Annotated in this window: 15 protein-coding genes; 6 read left to right on the top strand and 9 right to left on the bottom strand. The window is 39.7% G+C overall.

Translation table 11 applies throughout. The features are described from left to right. Positions 1-238: 238 nt before the first annotated feature. From RT143_RS11185 to RT143_RS11170, 4 genes are all read right to left on the bottom strand, one after another. Positions 239-1381, bottom strand: a complete 1143-nt coding sequence (locus RT143_RS11185; protein ID WP_313093109.1) for a 5-methyltetrahydropteroyltriglutamate--homocysteine S-methyltransferase — start codon at positions 1379-1381, stop codon at positions 239-241. A 380-nt stretch (positions 1382-1761) separates the two neighbouring features. Next, positions 1762-2562: an alpha/beta fold hydrolase gene (locus tag RT143_RS11180; RefSeq protein WP_312524356.1), complete on the bottom strand. Its 801-nt coding sequence runs from the start codon at positions 2560-2562 to the stop codon at positions 1762-1764. A 175-nt stretch (positions 2563-2737) separates the two neighbouring features. Beyond that, a complete protein-coding gene (locus RT143_RS11175; protein WP_313093108.1) occupies positions 2738-5248 on the bottom strand; it encodes a relaxase family protein in 2511 nt (836 codons plus the stop codon). 4 nt (positions 5249-5252) lie between these two features. Beyond that, complete coding sequence (locus RT143_RS11170) at positions 5253-5771, bottom strand: plasmid mobilization protein (RefSeq protein WP_313093107.1); 519 nt, start codon at positions 5769-5771, stop codon at positions 5253-5255. A gap of 865 nt (positions 5772-6636) precedes the next feature. Between RT143_RS11170 and RT143_RS11165 the strand changes: the two genes are divergently transcribed. Beyond that, positions 6637-6876: a helix-turn-helix domain-containing protein gene (locus RT143_RS11165; RefSeq protein WP_040403339.1), complete on the top strand. Its 240-nt coding sequence runs from the start codon at positions 6637-6639 to the stop codon at positions 6874-6876. Positions 6877-6928: 52 nt separating this feature from the next. On the opposite strand, the gene RT143_RS11160 is transcribed toward RT143_RS11165, so the two are convergent. After that, positions 6929-7153 carry a hypothetical protein gene (locus RT143_RS11160; RefSeq protein WP_313093106.1) on the bottom strand — a complete coding sequence of 75 codons (225 nt, stop codon included), beginning with the start codon at positions 7151-7153 and terminating at the stop codon, positions 6929-6931. 778 nt (positions 7154-7931) lie between these two features. Here RT143_RS11160 and repM point away from each other — a divergent pair. Continuing rightward, positions 7932-8882, top strand: a complete 951-nt coding sequence (gene repM, locus RT143_RS11155) for a replication initiation protein RepM (RefSeq protein ID WP_095356869.1) — start codon at positions 7932-7934, stop codon at positions 8880-8882. Positions 8883-8996: 114 nt separating this feature from the next. Here repM and RT143_RS11150 read toward each other — a convergent pair whose 3' ends face one another. The 3 genes from RT143_RS11150 to RT143_RS11140 all read right to left on the bottom strand — a co-directional run bounded on the left by RT143_RS11150 (position 8997) and on the right by RT143_RS11140 (position 12220). After that, positions 8997-9914, bottom strand: coding sequence for a ParB/RepB/Spo0J family partition protein (locus tag RT143_RS11150; RefSeq protein WP_095356868.1), 918 nt, complete (start codon positions 9912-9914; stop codon positions 8997-8999). 28 nt (positions 9915-9942) lie between these two features. Beyond that, a complete protein-coding gene (locus tag RT143_RS11145) occupies positions 9943-10782 on the bottom strand; it encodes a ParA family protein (protein WP_095356867.1) in 840 nt (279 codons plus the stop codon). Positions 10783-11449: 667 nt separating this feature from the next. After that, positions 11450-12220: an IclR family transcriptional regulator gene (locus RT143_RS11140; protein WP_313093103.1), complete on the bottom strand. Its 771-nt coding sequence runs from the start codon at positions 12218-12220 to the stop codon at positions 11450-11452. A 194-nt stretch (positions 12221-12414) separates the two neighbouring features. Here RT143_RS11140 and RT143_RS11135 point away from each other — a divergent pair, with 194 nt between their 5' ends. From RT143_RS11135 to RT143_RS11120, 4 genes are all read left to right on the top strand, one after another. Next, a complete protein-coding gene (locus RT143_RS11135; RefSeq protein ID WP_313093101.1) occupies positions 12415-13803 on the top strand; it encodes a GntP family permease in 1389 nt (462 codons plus the stop codon). Positions 13804-13834: 31 nt separating this feature from the next. After that, a complete protein-coding gene (locus RT143_RS11130) occupies positions 13835-14995 on the top strand; it encodes an iron-containing alcohol dehydrogenase (protein ID WP_313093099.1) in 1161 nt (386 codons plus the stop codon). 69 nt (positions 14996-15064) lie between these two features. Beyond that, the gene (locus RT143_RS11125; RefSeq protein ID WP_313093098.1) at positions 15065-16561 is read left to right on the top strand and encodes a CoA-acylating methylmalonate-semialdehyde dehydrogenase; all 1497 of its coding nucleotides are present in this window, start codon (positions 15065-15067) and stop codon (positions 16559-16561) included. A 117-nt stretch (positions 16562-16678) separates the two neighbouring features. Then, entirely contained in the window at positions 16679-17011 is a 333-nt protein-coding gene (locus RT143_RS11120) for a hypothetical protein (RefSeq protein ID WP_313093096.1), read from the top strand. A 137-nt stretch (positions 17012-17148) separates the two neighbouring features. Here the strand turns inward: RT143_RS11120 and RT143_RS11115 are convergent. Continuing rightward, positions 17149-17729 (bottom strand): recombinase family protein (locus RT143_RS11115; protein ID WP_472796627.1); only part of this gene is annotated, 581 nt, incomplete at its 5' end.

The raw sequence follows: 17729 nt of genomic DNA, 5'->3' as shown, positions 1-17729 counted from the left end.
GGTAATGCGTTCTATTCAATTACTTTAAAGTTAGGTAGGCATAACTAAATCTGATTGATGCATGCTGAAAAAAACGGAAGAAAATATTTGGTAACCTAGAATACTAAACAGAAGTTTATCGTGACTAAGAAAAGAATACAGTTAAACATTCAAAGCTGAAGCCATCGTCAAAGTCAAATAAAATAACAGTAATATCAATCTACCAAGTTTTTTTCTCCATTGTTGACAGCAGAGGTCACTAGTTACCCCATACCTCATCAGCAATCTCTTTAATTAAATCGAGTTTTGCCCATTGAGCTTCTTCAGTCAAAATATTACCTTCTTCGGTTGAGGCAAAACCACATTGGGGGCTTATACATAACTGGTTAATATCTACAAACTGGGCTGCTTCTTTAATCCGCTCAATAATAACGTTTTTGTCTTCCAAGTCGCCTGTTTTTGACGTGACTAGACCTAGTACAACTTGCTGATTTTTGATATGTTGTAACGGTGCAAAATCTCCCGCGCGTTCACTATCATATTCCAAGAAAAAACCATCTACTCTGCAGGTACCAAACAACACCTCAGCAATAGGCGCATAACCACCTTCAGAGAACCAAGTTGAACGAAAATTACCACGACAAATATGCATGGTAATTTGCATATCATCAGGTTTGGCATCTACAATACGATTGAGTACCGTCACATAATTTTTAGCAACTTTATCTAAATCAATACCACGAGCCTCAAATTCCGCTCGTTTATCGAGCGAGCAAAACTGCCCCCAACTTGTGTCATCAAGTTGTAAATTACGTAGACCTAATGCATAAAATTTGTTTAACGCTTTAATGTATGCGTTAGTAATGTCATCAAATAGCTGGCTTTCTTCTTGGTAAAGGTCAATCGGTTGGTAATTTTCATCACGTATACAAGCCAATAAGTGCAGCATACTAGGTGATGGGATGGTGAATTTTGTTGGGTAATTACCCGCACAATCTTTTAAAAGTTGATAGGCTTTGACAAAGGGATGGTCGTCACTAAAGTCGATTTTACCCACAATGGCAATGGTGTTACCCTTAGGTTTCGCACCCTTAAACGCAACAGGAAATTTTTCAAGGCTAATCATCTCAATGCCATCTAGCCCCGCTAAAAAATCTAAATGCCACCACACACGGCTAAATTCACCATCGGTCACGGCGTGCAGTCCATGGCGTTTTTGTAGATTCACAAGATTTTGAATTTCGTCTTTTAGGATTTTGTCAAATGCGGCTTGGTTGATTTTGCCAGTTTGCAATTCGGTTTTGGCATTTTTTAGCGCGTCAGTGCGTAAAAATGACCCTACTACATCGTTACGATATGGCGCTTGGGTTCGTGGAGTTGCCTGCGCAAATATTTGGCTCATAGTTGATTCGCTTTTGTTAAAAAACTTGAAGCGTCACTATAAGAGTTTTTAGCTAATGAGACAAACGCTGATTTTTCAAGGTAGAATGAATTGCGTTTAATGTTTTGACTACTAAACTGTGGGTTTGTTAATACGTCTTAAGCATCCGTGCAGTTTTACTTACTTTAGTCACTGGCTTGTTTTACATTCAAGGAAGTATATTTTATCCTATTACGACAGCACTATTGTTAACTGATTCATCTTCAAACTCAACTTGTCTAATACTTGTTATGTTAAAATAATATTTTTAAAATCAATTAGTTGCCTACTAAATTTTCAATACTATTAAGTATTATAATGAAAAATAACCTTGTAAATTCCTCCGTTTTCTTCAGCATATATCAGTCAAGTCGTTGTAGCCATGTTAATACCGTATGGTTAAACAGTGTGGGTTTATCGACAGTAACCCAATGTGATGTCTTAAACCCGCTCACCTGATTGTTAGGTTGCTGCGTGATTTTAACAAGCCAAGCTTCAGAGTGAAACATGGTAGGTTTTTGTGTGCCATAGACGAACAGGTAAGGACAGGTAAAGTTAATCGATTGTAAGTTTTTAAAACCGCCCTTTGCCTTTGTCCACGCCACATAATAAGGGTAGCCCATATTCGCATGGATCGTCTGAGATGCCGCAGGTGCTCCTAGGACTTTGCCTACTGTTCTGGCTATTTTATTACCAATGCTACCATTTAAACGAAAACCAATCACTAATGGCAGCTGATAGCCTGCAATCACCAGCTTATCTTTAACAGTTAAACTAGCATTAAACTCTTCACTATAGGCATCACCCACATCAATGCCAATTAAGCGGCTGACTTTCTTTGGATAACGTACCACATATTGATAGCCATAAATAGCACCCCAATCATGTACCATCAATATCACCGGCTTGTCAGGGCTGACATAGTCAATCACTTGACGAATGGTATCAATGATGTCTTCTAATGAAAACACCTTGGGGCGAGCCTGTGGCTCATCAAATAGAGGCAGCGTAAAGGTGACGCAACGATAGTCATTTTTAAAGAAAGCCACTTGGTTTTGCCACAGTGCTTGGGTATCGGGCCAACCATGTATCATCACCAAAGTTTGTTCGCCATTGCCGTCAATACTACCGTTGACACCTGCTATATGAAAAGTCGTTGCCATAATTTTCCTAATTGATTGAATAGGTTAAATTTTTTATGTACTGACCATACAAACACAAATAAAGGAAATAAACAAATTTTTGAATGTTTTTATGAATATTTTAGACTTAGAACTTAATTCAATTTCACTTCACCCATCTTTGATTATGTTAAATACCAATCTTTCTTGTCTCACATTATCTCATTCTAAATCTTGGTACGTTATCATTTTTGCGCTCTTTTGGCAGCGTTTTAACTTCATCTTTGAGCTCATTATACCAGCCCAAACTCTGTGGACGGCTATTAACATAATCGGTTTTCTGTGGAGGCGATAATGGCTGCTTGGTCTCAGTATTGATTTTAACCACATTGCTAAATTGATTGCTTAGGCTATTAAATAATCGTTTGAGTAAATTGATGATCAACTCAATAATTGCTTTAACTGCATTGTGTAACTGGTTAAATCCGACTGCAACTTTGTCAATTCGCTCACTTTGTCCACTAAATCCGTTTTTAACGTTTCCAGCTCGCTGATTAAGCTTTCTAAGCTTTGCTGCTCGCTGTTGCTCTGCGATATACTGCTCTGTAATGTCTTTATCGAAGCCTTTAAATCTGTCAGTGACTTTTCGAACTCGCTTTCGTCGACGATTTGTATAACATCCAAGCGGGTCAAGGTTGATTGGATCTTGTCTTGTAAGCGCTGAAATTCTTCTCGTCCTTTTTGCAGTGTTGCTATTTCGGCGGTCTGTAGCTTGCTTAATTCGTCCAAGTATTGGGTTATCTGCTGGTTGTGCATCTCGGTCTTTTGGTTTACTTGCTCGGTTAGGTGAGTTAATAGCTGTTGATACAAGCTGGGCAACATCAATTCCAGATGTTTTTGTACCATCTTGTCGATTGTCTGCGGTTGCTGCTGCTTGAGTTGGTTGAGCGTCTGGCTCACTTGGCTGTACAAATCGCTCGACAGCTTGTTTAAGCTCTCGGTAATGAGTTGCTGGGTGGTAATGGGTTGCATGGTTATTTTTCTCTAATTGGGACGGTAATACGGGTTTTGGCTGATAAATAAAGTCGGATAGCCAAAACCGTTGTTCTGACACACGGCGTTTTTTGGATTTTTGGGAGTAATATTGATACCACCACCATACACCGCCTGGATATCCGTAAGGGCTTGGGCTTGATATTGAAGTGGTGTACGATGGATTTGTTGGTTGAGTAAGGTCAATTCCTTTTGACTTTGGTCGACCAAGATCTTGGTCTCTTGCCAATCCTTGTACTGGCTGTAATTCATCAGAGTCAGAATCAGCATCAGCAGTATCAATCCCCCCAATAGGCTGCCCATCACGATTCCTAGGCGCAGTTTGTTGCGTGCCATTTGCCCAATCAGCGCCCTGCTCTGTTGTTGGCTGTCCTCGATAGCTTCGATATCCGCTTGATGATTCGCCTCCATCTGCGCCCGTAGGGTTTGTTGCTGCTGTTGGTGATGCTGCAGGGTGGTTTTTGTCTCGTTGGTTATGGCTTGACGCAGTTGATTGCCCTGCTCCGTCAGGTGAGTTTGAATGCGCTGATAATCGTCGCTCGTCTGCTGCTTGAGCTGATCCATTTGCTCCAACATCCCAAGCAAGGCCTGTTTGGCGCTCTCCAAGGTCTGACAGGTTTGATTGAGCCAGCTTTGATGCTGCTTTAGATGGCTGTCGCTTAAGTTTTGACTGCTGTCTTGATAACGCTCGAGCAGCGCGCAAATTTTCGTCATACCGCTGATAATGTCGTTCTCGACGTTTTTCAAGCTCGCTTGGAAAAATTGTTTCTGCTGTTCTAAGCTGGTCTTCTCTTGTTCCTGTTGGGATTGGATTTGCTGCTTGGTTTGGGCCTGTGCGTTGTGCAATGTAGCTAATAATGGATTGGGTGACGTCTCGCTCATAAATGACACCTTTAAGTTTTATATTTTTTTTGGTGGGGTCAGGGTTTTTAATACTGATACTGTCTTTGCCTCTGCGAGAGATTTCGAAACCGAAGTCTTCAAGCAATTTTGCAACGTCATCTTGACAGGTTAAAGGCTCGTCGGTTTGTTGTCGCAATGCCGCTTGGGTTAGTACCACATCGGTGAGTTGTTGTTTAAAATCCTCAATGCTTTGGTAGTGTTTGAGCTTATCGATAATTTTTTGCTTATTCGACTGATCCCAGTCTTTCAACAGATTTGGACCAATACTGGGAGTCACATCCCGACGGTTTTCTAAATCAGAAGGATTGATAAAACCATACTTATCATTGGTCAAATTTTTCCAGCTATTAACAAGGCTCAAATCACGATTGTGATAATAGACTTGTAGATGATTGCCCGATACCAACTCGACATTCGGAAAGACAAAGTTAAGCTCGACCCGACCTTTATCGGTATGTTCAACCCAATAACTGGTGTATTGATGCGGTTCAAGACCAACAAACATCATGGCTTCAAAGTCGGCCATGATGTCAAACTTTTGAGCTTCGGTGAGTTTGTCATCTTCATGAAAGCTTAGACAGCCTGAGGTATAAACTTTGGCAAATGGTAAGCCATTAATAATCTCAGTGACCTCATCAGGATCACCTAACAATACACGCGCTTTTTCACGAGGTCGATCGTTGGTACCCAGTAGATAATTTTTAACGGCACTGCCCCCTAATGTGCGTCTATCATCATCGGTGCCACCTCGCTTGAAAAATTTTAGCAGCATTTCATCATCCAATCACATGATTATTTAGATTGCCATTGTTTATGGGTGAACTTTCTATTGGGTTATCCTTGGCAGAGTCATTTGCTTCAGTCGTAACATCCTCATCTTCAACTGCCCTAAAATAATTTTCTGGCACTTGGTACTGGGCTTTTAACCTAGCCAATTGTTCAGCCATATTATCAATGGCTAGTGCTAAATTTAGGGTATCAATCGGACGTTTGGCATTGGCTTGCTCGTGGGTATAACGGACGAGTTGATTTAAATTTTTACCCATAGCGTGCAGTTGTTGTAATAGTCTTGGGTCAATCGTCGGAAAATCCCGTTCACGTCTTGTCACCTTTCCCTTAGTTAAAATTGCACGAGCATAGCGAGCCAAACTCATCCCTTCAGCTTTGGCTTCGAGCATAGAAAATTCTTCGCCACTAAAGCGAATGTTAAGCCGCTTATCTCGTAGTTTTTTTGATGAGTTTTTTACCGATACTTTGTCATGGCTTTGCTTTTTTTCGGCTGATTGTGGTGCCATTTTTAGTGCCTATCTATTTTTATGAAGTCCATTTTTGGTTAAAGGGGGTTTGGGGTCTCCCCAATAAGCACCCATTTTAATCGCAACTATGTGAAGCGATAAATGGGTGCTTGGGGTTTCAAAAGGGGGTAAGCCCCCTTTGCCAGAACGCAGAGACAACCAATTTACGTTAGGAAATTTGGTGTTTCTGCATGTGCTGGCTATATCTATTTTTAACCCTTTATATTGGTTAGGTTAATAAACTGATTTTTGGTTGTCATCTCATGAAATTGATGCGGTTCTGTACCTGAGTTGGTGATAGTTTTTTAGTGAGTGATGATATTGTTTTGATAATAGCGGTTGATGTTTGATAGGGATGAGTAATTGGCGAAAATGAGCAGGATGCTTTTAGTGAGTTTGACTAAGCTGCTGAGTTTTTTTTGAGATTCTTAACGTGATTTTTCTGTTGGTGAATATTTTTTGGGATGATTTTTAATTTTTTAGTGATGTTTTTTTTGAAAAAGACAGCCAGTTCATTTTCGTTAGCTGTCTTTTTTAAGCAAGATCTTTATGTTTTTTATGATGGCATTCATAAAATGATTTGGGCGGATAAGATTTTAGAAGGGACAATCATAGTCTTTATTATAGAATTGTTCTGCTGAAAAATTGATGTCAAATGGCTGTTGGATAAATTGGTGACAGTCATCGCATATCCAATTGAATTTTTGGTTCTGATAGTTATAGTTCGGTTCGTAGATTTGTCGCATGATGTTGCACTCTCTACAATGGGTTTGGGTGTCATAGATTTTGAAGTGGCTGACCATTTCGCTAAGTAACGGTGCACTGATGTTGTAATACTGACAGATATGTGTGATGTGATCTAATTGTGATAAAGATAAATTTGCCTGTTTTATTGGCACAACGTGGTCTTAAAGTTGCCGATATTGATAGAGATTTGGATATAAGTCGTTCGACCCTTTATCGTTTGTATAACAATGATGTGATAAAAATTGATATCGATGCCATTGATAAATTATGTAAGTATTTAGATTGCGCACCAGGTGATATTATTTTGTATGTAGATGATGACGAATCCCAGCACAATAAAAAAGAGCAACCTTATTAATTAGGTTGCTCTGTTCCCTACTACATAGCTGTATTTCAGTATCATATGCCATTCAATAATCCCAATGATGACTTTTCACCATCCCCTGCCATACCGTCACACAGGCTAACGCATCGGCTGCCGCTCGGTGCGCATTGCTATGCTCTACCCCAAAATGCAAGCAAGCCTTGCTTAGGCTAAAATAACGATTGGCTTTCAGTGTGTGTTCTTTAAACAATTGCAACTTGGGTATTAGTAAAATTAGCTCTCCCCATCCACTCATATGGGTGAATGCCATAGACCTTTCATACGCTTGTACTAGAAGGTCTATTCGTGTAGATAAGTATGTAGATAATCAGGTTTATAGAAATATTACAAAATGCCATTTCGATAATTTAGTCATTTTGCCCCACCTGCCCGTGTTTTTGTTATGAAAGCAAAAAGGGTGATATTGATCTAATTGGTTAAAGATGGTATGGATTTGAGATTGCGTATCCGCTGTTATTTAGTTTTAAGTCATCAAATTTATATATAATTGGCCAAGGTCATCATAAAATCGCTAATTTAGCCATTTAACATGTTCGCTTGCGGCGTTTTAGTCGTTTCTTTAGGTTTTCGATAGTGTCGCATCATAAATTAACTACAGCTTCAATACGTTCTCGTGATGAGTCTTTATCTAAACCTAAAATCGAGTGTTTCTCACCCTCCGTTTTGTAAAAAAGTGACATAAATGGCTAATGCTTGGTTTAGATACTAATTATTATCATTGAATGAATAAATATAACCCTTATTTCGAAGATTTCAATTAGTTCTAAAGATAGATAAAAAATTAGACAATATGTTTTACTAGTTTTTCTACCTTTACAGGCTTTACGGTAGTTTTTTTTACATTAAAATCAATGTTTTATGTGCAATTAAAAGAGTTTTAGTTAGTCATTAAAAGAGTTTTAGTTAGTCATTAAAAGAGTTTTAGTTAGTCATTAAAAGAGTTTTAGTTATAATTTAATGAGCTTGTATATTTACTCTTTAAAAGGAAAGAGTTATTATTTTCTTTAAGAAAATAAGAGTGTATCGATATGGCTGACTTAGTTGTAAAAACCAATCATTTAAATACGGTGCTACAAAATTTATCGCTTGCTGAGATTAGGATTATGCAATTAGCAATAATTGATGCACGTGAGAACGGTAAAGGTCTTAATGCTAATGACCCTTTATTTATATCAGCTCAGCGATATGCGGAAGCATTTGAAACAACTACTGAAAACGGCTATCTAAGGCTTAAGGAAGCCAGTATACATCTTTTGAAACGCTATTTTAGTTTCATTAATCCAAGAAATAATCTTGTGTCAAGTAATTGGTTAAGCCAAGTCGAATATCTTGAAAACAGAGGAGGTATTGAAATTGTTTTCACCCCGGCAGTGGTTGAAGGTATTACTAGAATTGATGGGGCAATCGATTTTTTTACCAAATACTTATTAAGTAATACTATTAAATTTAAAAGTGTTTACAGTGTAAGGTTGTATGAACTTATAACGCAATTTAGAAACAAGCGTAATGGAAAAACAGACGAATTCCCGTTGGAAATTTTTAGAAAACAATTAGGTATAGAACCAAAGCAGTATCAAGGCATGAGTGATTTTAAAAAATATGTTTTAGATAAAGCTGTTGGAGAAATAAATGAACATAGCGACTTGTTAGTTGGGTACGATCAAATAAAAGACGGAAGAACAATTACAGGGTTTTGTTTTAAATTTGAAATTAAAAAGCAGAGTGTTAATAAGCAAAATAATATTGATAATAAAGCATTGTTGATAGAAAACTTAAGTGATAAACAGATTGCTAGAATTACACATAGCAAAAAATTCATATCCGATTATTCTAATATGGTTAATCCACAAAGTCCTGCTAACCAGTCGTCAAATTCTTGGATAGAGGAAATGTCTAAACGTTTGATAACTCATCCTGGTGATTTTATGAAACGTCCTTTGCAAGAGTATTTAGACGATGAACAGGCTAATAGATTTTAGTAATCGACATCAAAACTAAATAATACTAATTACTTATAAAAGGAGTTTTTGTTAGTTAAGAGTCAATTCGTCTACTAGTTACTAACCAAAACTCCTTTTATTAAAATTTGAATTTTAAGAAGAGATTAAAGTTTCGAAGAATTTTTCAATCGCTTGTTGATGTTGATCCAAAATATCATTATTAAATTCAATTGTTGTCTTATTGAGATTTTTCTTAATTTGCCCCACTTTTTTGCCATCTATTGCAAATATTTTGACGGTGCGATTACCGTTTTTAATATTATTACCTTTGTTGCCTTTTACTCTGATTTCGATTTCATTAAGTATGCCGTTCTGTTTGAGACCTTCTGTTAGTACCAAATCTAGAACCTCATTTAGTATCTCTACCATTTTTTCACTAGCTATATCATTGTTCTTAATAAATTGCCCTATCTGTTCTGCAGTTTTTGCAGTTAATAAAGTGGGAGAATTATCGAGACGTTGCTGTATCTCTAGGGGTAATTTCTCAAAAGATAATAATCGGTATAGGTCTTGGCGTGAAATACCTAGCGTATTTGCATATTCGGATTTGTTTGGAAAACCATTTTTAAAAGCTATGACAGATTTAGCGATTTCATAATCTGTTAAATCTTCTCGGTTAATATTTTCTGCCAAGGCTAATAAGCTATTTTTTTCGTCAGTGGCATCCATCACTATACAATCAATGTATGGTTTCTCTAATAATTGAAAGGCACGATATCTTCTTTCGCCTGAAATAATTTCGTACTGATTGCTTTCACCGCTTGATCTTACAATGATTGGCTGCAGTAAGCCTAGTTCTTTTATGGAGTTAGCCAAGCTCTGAAGTTCTAACTCATCAAAAACCATCCTTGGTTGGAATTTATTAGGTTTAATATTTTCGAGTGCTATTTGGACATAAGTATTAGCGCCCGTCACAAAAATATCTCTACTATTAGAACCTAAATAGTCGTTTTTTAATTTTTCTTGATCTTGTGCCGATTTTTCTGCCAACAATTTTGCAAGTTTGCTCATAAATAATCCCCATTGATATTTTTAAAATTTACTTGTTTTGTCCACTTGTGGACACATCGGAGATAAAGCCTATTTCTTTTGCCACCCATTTTGCCAAATCCCTAAATTGTCTAGCGATTGATGACTGAGTATCGATATCACTGATACTCAGATGTAGCTTTGCTGCTTGGTCGATTTTTGCACTACTCGGAATAGTAATTGGAATCACTTTACCTAGAGCAATTTCTAACTCATCGCGGATATTGCGGCACATTAATTGTCTTTCATCGTGTCTAACTAGTAGAGCACCTAATAGGTTTAAAGTTGGATTAATACGCTTTAAACTGTCAATATAGCGTTGCAATTCAACTACGCCATACATGCCATATTGAGAGCCACTAAAAATAGGGATGATGTAGTCTGTCGAACAAGCTAAAGCATTACTAGTTAAAATTTCTAAGCTAGGTGGGGTATCTAGTAAAATAACATCATATCGGTTTTTTAATTTATCAATTACCTCTACGAGAACTTCCATGGGTCTAGGTTCTCTTTCTCTAATTTTGTCCTTATCGATTGTTAGTTTTAAAGAACTGTAAATTAATGAAACGCCATCAAAATGTGTAGTGTCATGAATTGACTTTTCTATAAGGTCATCTTTGGATACAGGATTATCATAGTTAGGTATAATCAAATCTCGAATACTAATATCTATTTCACTTGGATGTTTTAAACCAATGTGAGTACTGGCATTTTCTTGAGGGTCTAAGTCGATAACTAAAACCTTCATACCAAGCTTAGCGAGTTCTGCTGATAGATGAACAGTTGTGGCGGTCTTGCCACAACCTCCTTTATGGTTTGCAATAGTAATGACTCTCGCTGATTTATTCATAATTTTTTACTCTGCCATAAGTGTCCACATGTGGACATATTTGAATTATGAATATTATAAAGTGAAAAAATGAAAAAAGCATTATAAAATATAATGCTTTATAATTAAAAATGTGTCCACATGTGGACACTATAATAATCTTTATTTGAGTATAATAAGTAACGAGTTTCAGGTAAATATACTAGCAAGATTAAATATCTATATTCGTAAACGAAGAGAAAATTAGTAAGAATAAATTACCGATACTGGTAAAAACCTAATTAACAGCATAAGATAAGGTATCTACTAAATAGTTAGTGAGTATTAACTAGGCTTGTTTTATCTTTTTCTACAATCGCTCAATCATACTAAGAGGTAATGAAAGAAAGGCTCGCAAACTGTAATCTAGTATTGAAATATCACTCGAAGTTTTTCCAAGTTCGTATATTTAGTCAAGCCAAGCAAAAAAAATGTTCGACCACTCAAGTTTTTGGAATAACTTCAGACTTGTAGAATTCATCAAGTTTCCCCTGAAATGGTTCTGACTGAGAAGCGAACTTCTCACACGATAACCTCCATCAACTCAAATGTATCAAGTGTTTTTCTTCATTATTGACAATTGACAGCAGCGGTCGAATATTTTACATTTTTTTTCAGATATTTACCTTATCAATCATCTGAAAGTAATTTACATACCTTGCCTTTGAAAAATCTGCTGTAATGCCAAGGCAGCTTCCTGCATCTGTGGTACATAGCTAAGTAGCTCATCTAAGGATTTACGGATTGTGGGACCATGAGTAAAAACCGTTGCAAAAACAGGATTATCACCATTGGGGATAGGTACTGCACAGGCGACCATGCCTGGTATAAACTCTTCATTGTCGGTCCCCACTTGTGAGTGCCGAATACTATCAATTTTATCTAGTAATATAGGCTTATCCACCAAGGTGCTTTTGGTCAATGCATGTATAGTCATGCGATTGATAATTCTGTGGCATTCATTGTCAGGCAACTGGGCTAATAACAGCTTACCGCTAGCACTTGCCCAAATGGGCACATGTGTCCCAGCGGGTAAATAAATCTGTAACGGCCAATTTGACAAGACCCGATCTACATACACCACTTCTAAGTCTTGCATAATTGCAATGCCTACTGTTTCATCAATTTGATCCGATAATTTTTGCAGAACAGACAGCCGCTCGGCTTTGTAATGACCAGTTTGCCATAAATTCATTGCAAAACTGTGGGTACGCTGACCACAGATAATTCTGCCTTGGATGTCAAATTGCAAAAATCCGGTACTTTCCAGCTGTCCGACAAGCCGATGAGCGCTTGATAAAGGAATATCTAAGGCTTGTGCCAAATCTGCAATACTTAATGGAATCTGGGAATTGGCTACAAGCTCAATAATATGTAGCACGCGTTCAACGCTGGAGCCTTTCTTTTTTTCTGTTGTCATACCGTCTCTTTTACCAAAGAATAACTATCTTAGCTGCGAAAAATATACGCCTCTGCCTTTGATGTCAACAAGGTAGGGTAAAACAGCACGAATTTATTCAATCATCGCTTGTACACTAAAAAATTCTATGATAATTTATATAATGAGAATATAATTCCCATTATATATTTTTATTACTCGCACAAGGAATGTGTATGATTAGCTTATTAGGCATATTGTTGTCTTTGTCTCTCTTGATGTATTTGGCATATAGAGGACATAGCGTTATTTTATTAGCACCGATTCTAGCTATGTTAGCTGTTGTGCTAAGTGGCGAATCCAGTACGATGTTAGGAATTTATACCCAAATATTTATGAAAGGCTTGGGTGGGTATATTGTAAGTTTTTTCCCCTTGTTCTTACTTGGTGCGGTCTTTGGCAAACTGATGGATGATTCAGGTTCAGCCTTAAGTATTGCAGAGTATTTAGTAGCGAAGCTAGGAAGCAAGCAAGCGATGCTAGCAATCGTCTTAGCATGTGCCATTTTGACTTATGGCGGGGTATCGTTATTCGTAGTAGGTTTCGCTGTCTATCCGATTGCAGCACAGTTATTTCGTAAATTAAATATACCTAAGCGGCTGATTCCAGGCGCGATTGCGTTGGGTGCTTTAACCTTTACGATGACTGCACTACCTGGAACACCCGCGATCCAAAATGCGATTCCAATGCCTTTTTTCAAAACAGATGCCTTCGCAGCACCTTTACTAGGCACGTTAGGCGGCATTATTATGTTGATTGGTGGCATGATTTGGATGAATCGGCAGGCAAAACTGGCAAGCATAAGCGGTGAAGGCTATGGTAACCACCAAGAGAAGCTACCCGTTTTAGAGCAGCACAATGTTCCATCTATTTGGGTTGCATTGATACCCATTATTCTGGTTATTCTAATCAATTTTTTGTGTACGAAATGGTGGCTGCCTAGTTTGGATAGCAGCTACTTAACCACCGAGAAATTTGGTAATATGCCTTTAAGCAAAGTGCTAGGTATTTGGTCAATCGTGATTGCTCTAGTGGTCTCTTGCTTGGCACTAATTACTTTAAATTGGCAACGCTGGAAAGACCTAAAAGAGTCTTTGAGTAGTGGCGCATTTGGCTCGTTACTTCCAATATTTAACACCGCCTCCGAGGTTGGATACGGTTCAGTGATTGCGACATTAACTGGTTTTGTGATTCTTAAAGAGTTTTTATTGGGTTTATCACCAGGTAACCCACTTATCTCAGAGGCAATTTTTATTAACGTGATGGCAGGTATTACCGGATCGGCCTCAGGTGGTATGAGTATTGCGTTAAACACGATGGGTGAGACTTACTTACAGTTGGCCCATCAATTTGGTATTAACCCAGAGTTGATGCATCGCGTGGCATCAATCGCTTCTGGCGGTTTGGATGCATTGCCGCATAATGGGGCGGTGATTACCTTGTTGGCCATCTGTCAGCTGACGCATAAAGAATCCTACAAAGATATTTTTATGGTTGCTGTAGTCATTCCGGTAATCGCACTCGTGGTTGTTATCACTTTGGGCACCCTATTTGGCTCTTTATAACTTCACCTTCACACATAAAGGAATATGAACGATGTCTAGCACCATCCTTTTACCCAGAATCATGGAAGTAGGCTATGAATCCTACAAAAGCTTACCTTCGATACTTGAAAAACTGAACGTCAAAAAACCCCTGATTATCACCGATAACATGATGGTGCAATTAGGCTATGTCGCCAAGGTCCAAGCCGTATTACAAGAGAATGGCATCGCCTCAGATGTCTTTTCGGATACCGTGCCAGAGCCGACTGATAAGTCGATTGAGATGGGTATCAAAAAAGTACAACAGCAAGCGTATGATTGCGTGATTGCCCTAGGTGGCGGCAGCCCCATCGACAGTGCTAAAGCCATTGCCATCTTGGGTAAGTTTGGCGGTGAGATACGCGATTATAAGTTTCCTCGTCAAGTCAATGAAGCAGGCTTGCCAATAATCGCGATACCTACGACTGCAGGTACAGGGGCGGAGGCAACCAAATTTACCATCATTACCGATGAGCAAAAAAATGAAAAACTGCTATGCGTCGGTACAGGTTTTATGCCGATTGCGGCGGTGATTGATTATAGCTTTACCATGAGTGTGCCACCGCGTACGACTGCAGATACGGGGATTGATGCGATGACCCATGCCATCGAAGCGTATGTCAGCCAAAAACGTAATGTTTATAGCGACCAGCAAGCGTTAGCCGCGTTACGTCTCATTGGCTCAAGTCTACAAACTGCTTATCATGATGGTAGCAACCAAGCCGCCCGTGAGGCGATGATGCTTGGCTCGACCTTAGCGGGTATTGCCTTTTGTAACTCATCCGTGGCACTGGTACATGGTATGAGTCGTCCAATTGGGGCATTTTTCCATGTGCCGCATGGGTTATCCAATGCCATGCTACTGCCTACTATTACCGAGTTTTCGATTCCTAATGCCCCAGAGCGCTATGCCGATTGTGCTCACGCATTGGGTATCACCGTCGCCGATGACAGTGTTGACACCGCCAACCAAAAATTGATTGAATTTTTAAAAGCAATTAATCAAGAGTTTGAAGTACCCACCTTGCAGTCTTTTGGCGTCGATCGCCAATATTTTGATGGGGTGCTTGATACTATGTGCGAGCAAGCATTTGGCTCTGGCTCGCCCAATAACAACCCTCGCGTTCCAGATGCGACACAAATGCTATCGCTGTATCGTAAACTTTGGGACTAATTAACCACTGACACTATTTCATCTTACCCTATTTATCAAAACTAGCTATTTATCCAAGGAGGATTACTTATGCAAACCATCGGACACTTTATAAACGGCGAGCTCATCGTAGATGACAGCCCAACGCAGCCGGTTTATAACCCATCGACTGGCGAAGTGAGCAAACAGGTTGCCATCGGCGGTGCCAAAACCATTGATGAAGCAGTCGCTGCTGCTAAAGCCGCCTTTCCCGATTGGCGTAAAACGCCGCCCCTAAAACGGGCTCGGATTATGTTTAAATTTAAAGAGCTACTTGAACGCCATGCTGACGAAATCTGTCGTCTAATCGGTGAAGAACACGGTAAAATCGTGCATGATGCGGCAGGTGAATTACAACGTGGTATCGAGAATGTGGAATATGCATGTGGGGCACCCGAGCTGTTAAAGGGTGAACACAGCCGCAATGTCGGACCTGACATCGACTCATGGAGTGAATTTCATCCATTAGGTGTTGTCGCAGGTATCACCCCCTTTAACTTTCCAGTGATGGTGCCGCTCTGGATGTTCCCCATGGCGATTGTATGTGGCAACACCTTCGTATTAAAACCGTCTGAAAGAGATCCTAGTGCGTCGCTATACATTGCCCAATTGTTGAAAGAAGCAGGCTTACCCGATGGTGTATTAAATGTGGTCAATGGTGGCAAAGACGCTGTCGATGCGATCTTGACTCATAAAGACATCCAAGCAGTAAGCTTTGTCGGCTCTACCCCTATCGCTGAGTACATTTATAAAACTGCTGCAGCTAATGGCAAACGTTGTCAGGCATTGGGCGGTGCCAAAAACCATGCGATTGTGATGCCCGATGCCGACTTAGACAACGTGGTGAATTCATTGCTAGGGGCAGCGTTTGGCTCATCGGGTGAACGCTGTATGGCGCTGTCAGTTGCGGTAGCAGTAGGTGATGAGATTGCCGATAAAATGATTGCGGCACTAAAAAATGCGATGCAGCAGCTAAAAATCGGGGTACATTCAGACAAAGCCAATGACTTTGGGCCCGTGATTACCCATGAACACAAACAAAAAGTACTAGGGCATATCAAAAGTGCCTCAGAACAAGGTGCGTCGGTATTGGTTGATGGCTCACGTACGACGCCAGCAGGCTATGAAAACGGCTTTTTTGTCGGTGCAACCTTGATTGATAATGTGACGAAAGAGATGAGCAGTTATCAGGCAGAAATCTTTGGCCCTGTCTTACAAGTGATGCGAGTACAGACTATGGATGAGGCGATGACACTCATCAATGAGCATGAATATGGCAATGGTACCTGTATTTATACTCGCGATGGCGAAGCAGCTCGCTATTTTACTGACAATATCCAAGTAGGGATGGTCGGGGTGAATATTCCATTGCCTGTGCCAGTGGCGTATCAAAGCTTCGGTGGTTGGAAGCGTTCATTATTTGGTGACTTGTTTATGTATGGTCCCGACGGTGTGCGTTTCTTTACTCGCCGCAAAACGATTACCCAGCGTTGGCCAAGTGCCAGTGTTCGCGAAGCTCAGCAGTTTTCAATGCCAACGCTGAACTAAGCGAAAACTAGCGAATTTTAACGTTGTTATCGTTCTTACTACCCGAAATAGCGCTAGTTGCAAAAAGAAGCGGTGTTGGGTAGTTAGGGTATCTTGTTTGAAGTCAAGGCAAAGCTGTTGACTAGTAAACTGCTTTGCTTACCCAATTATAAAGTAGGACTTATTCAATTTTTAAAAGACCCCTTAAGGATTTATAAAAACTACTGGATAGAAACAGGTAATGCAACATTCTTAATTGACAAACTCGTTGACGAGCGAGTGAACCTTGCGCTAATCGAAAAAGCATTTGTTGATAACGACGTATTGTCCAGTTTTGACGTCGGTGACATCAGCCCTATTGCGTTATTGTTTCAAACGGCCAACCATATCATTCATCAGATAAGGATAGAATTTAACCAACAAACGCATACTGTCGTATTTGATAGGGAAGACTCCATTGAAAAGAATTAGCCTAAGCTAAAGATTTCATATTGATTGGGTGATGTTAATATTAATGATTTCTATTAAAAAGGTAAGCCTCCGATCATTCCCGCTACTGCGTGCCTAGATGAAGCGAGATAATGTCCAAATTCTGTGCTGAACCCCTATCAACTCCCTATCTCACCCACATTAAGACTTTTCACCGGCACCAGCCGATACAACGTCTGCGGATGTACCCCTAAAATCCTTGCCACCTCAGGATACGTCCGTCCAGCAGACAACTCCCGACGAGCCAGTTCCAACTTCTCCTCACTCACCCTAGGCTTACCCGGGACTTTACCACGGCGACGCGCTGCCGCAAGACCCGCCTTCACCCGCTCTTGAATCAGCTCACGCTCCATCTGCCCCAGCGCCCCTAAAATATTAAAATACAACCGACCTGCAGGTGTGCTAGTATCAATACTCTCGGTAATACTCACAAGCTGTGCACCCATCATCCGAATTTGCTCACTGATTTTAATCAAATCGGGTAGGGAACGACACAACCGATCGAGCTTCCAAACCACCAAGGTATCACCTTCACGTAAATACCCTAACGCATCCGTTAACCCTTGGCGTTCTTTCACACTACTTAGCTTATCAGTAAAAATTCGATCACAACCGTATTTACTCAAAGCATCCAACTGCAAAGACAAATCTTGCTCCTTGGTTGACACCCGAGCATAACCAATTACCTGAACCGTCAAAA

Source organism: Moraxella sp. CTOTU48268 (assembly GCF_032069585.1).
Lineage (GTDB): Bacteria > Pseudomonadota > Gammaproteobacteria > Pseudomonadales > Moraxellaceae > Faucicola > Faucicola cinerea.
The sequence above is the reverse complement of the archived record's forward strand: the minus strand, read 5'-3'. Positions and strand labels throughout refer to the sequence as shown.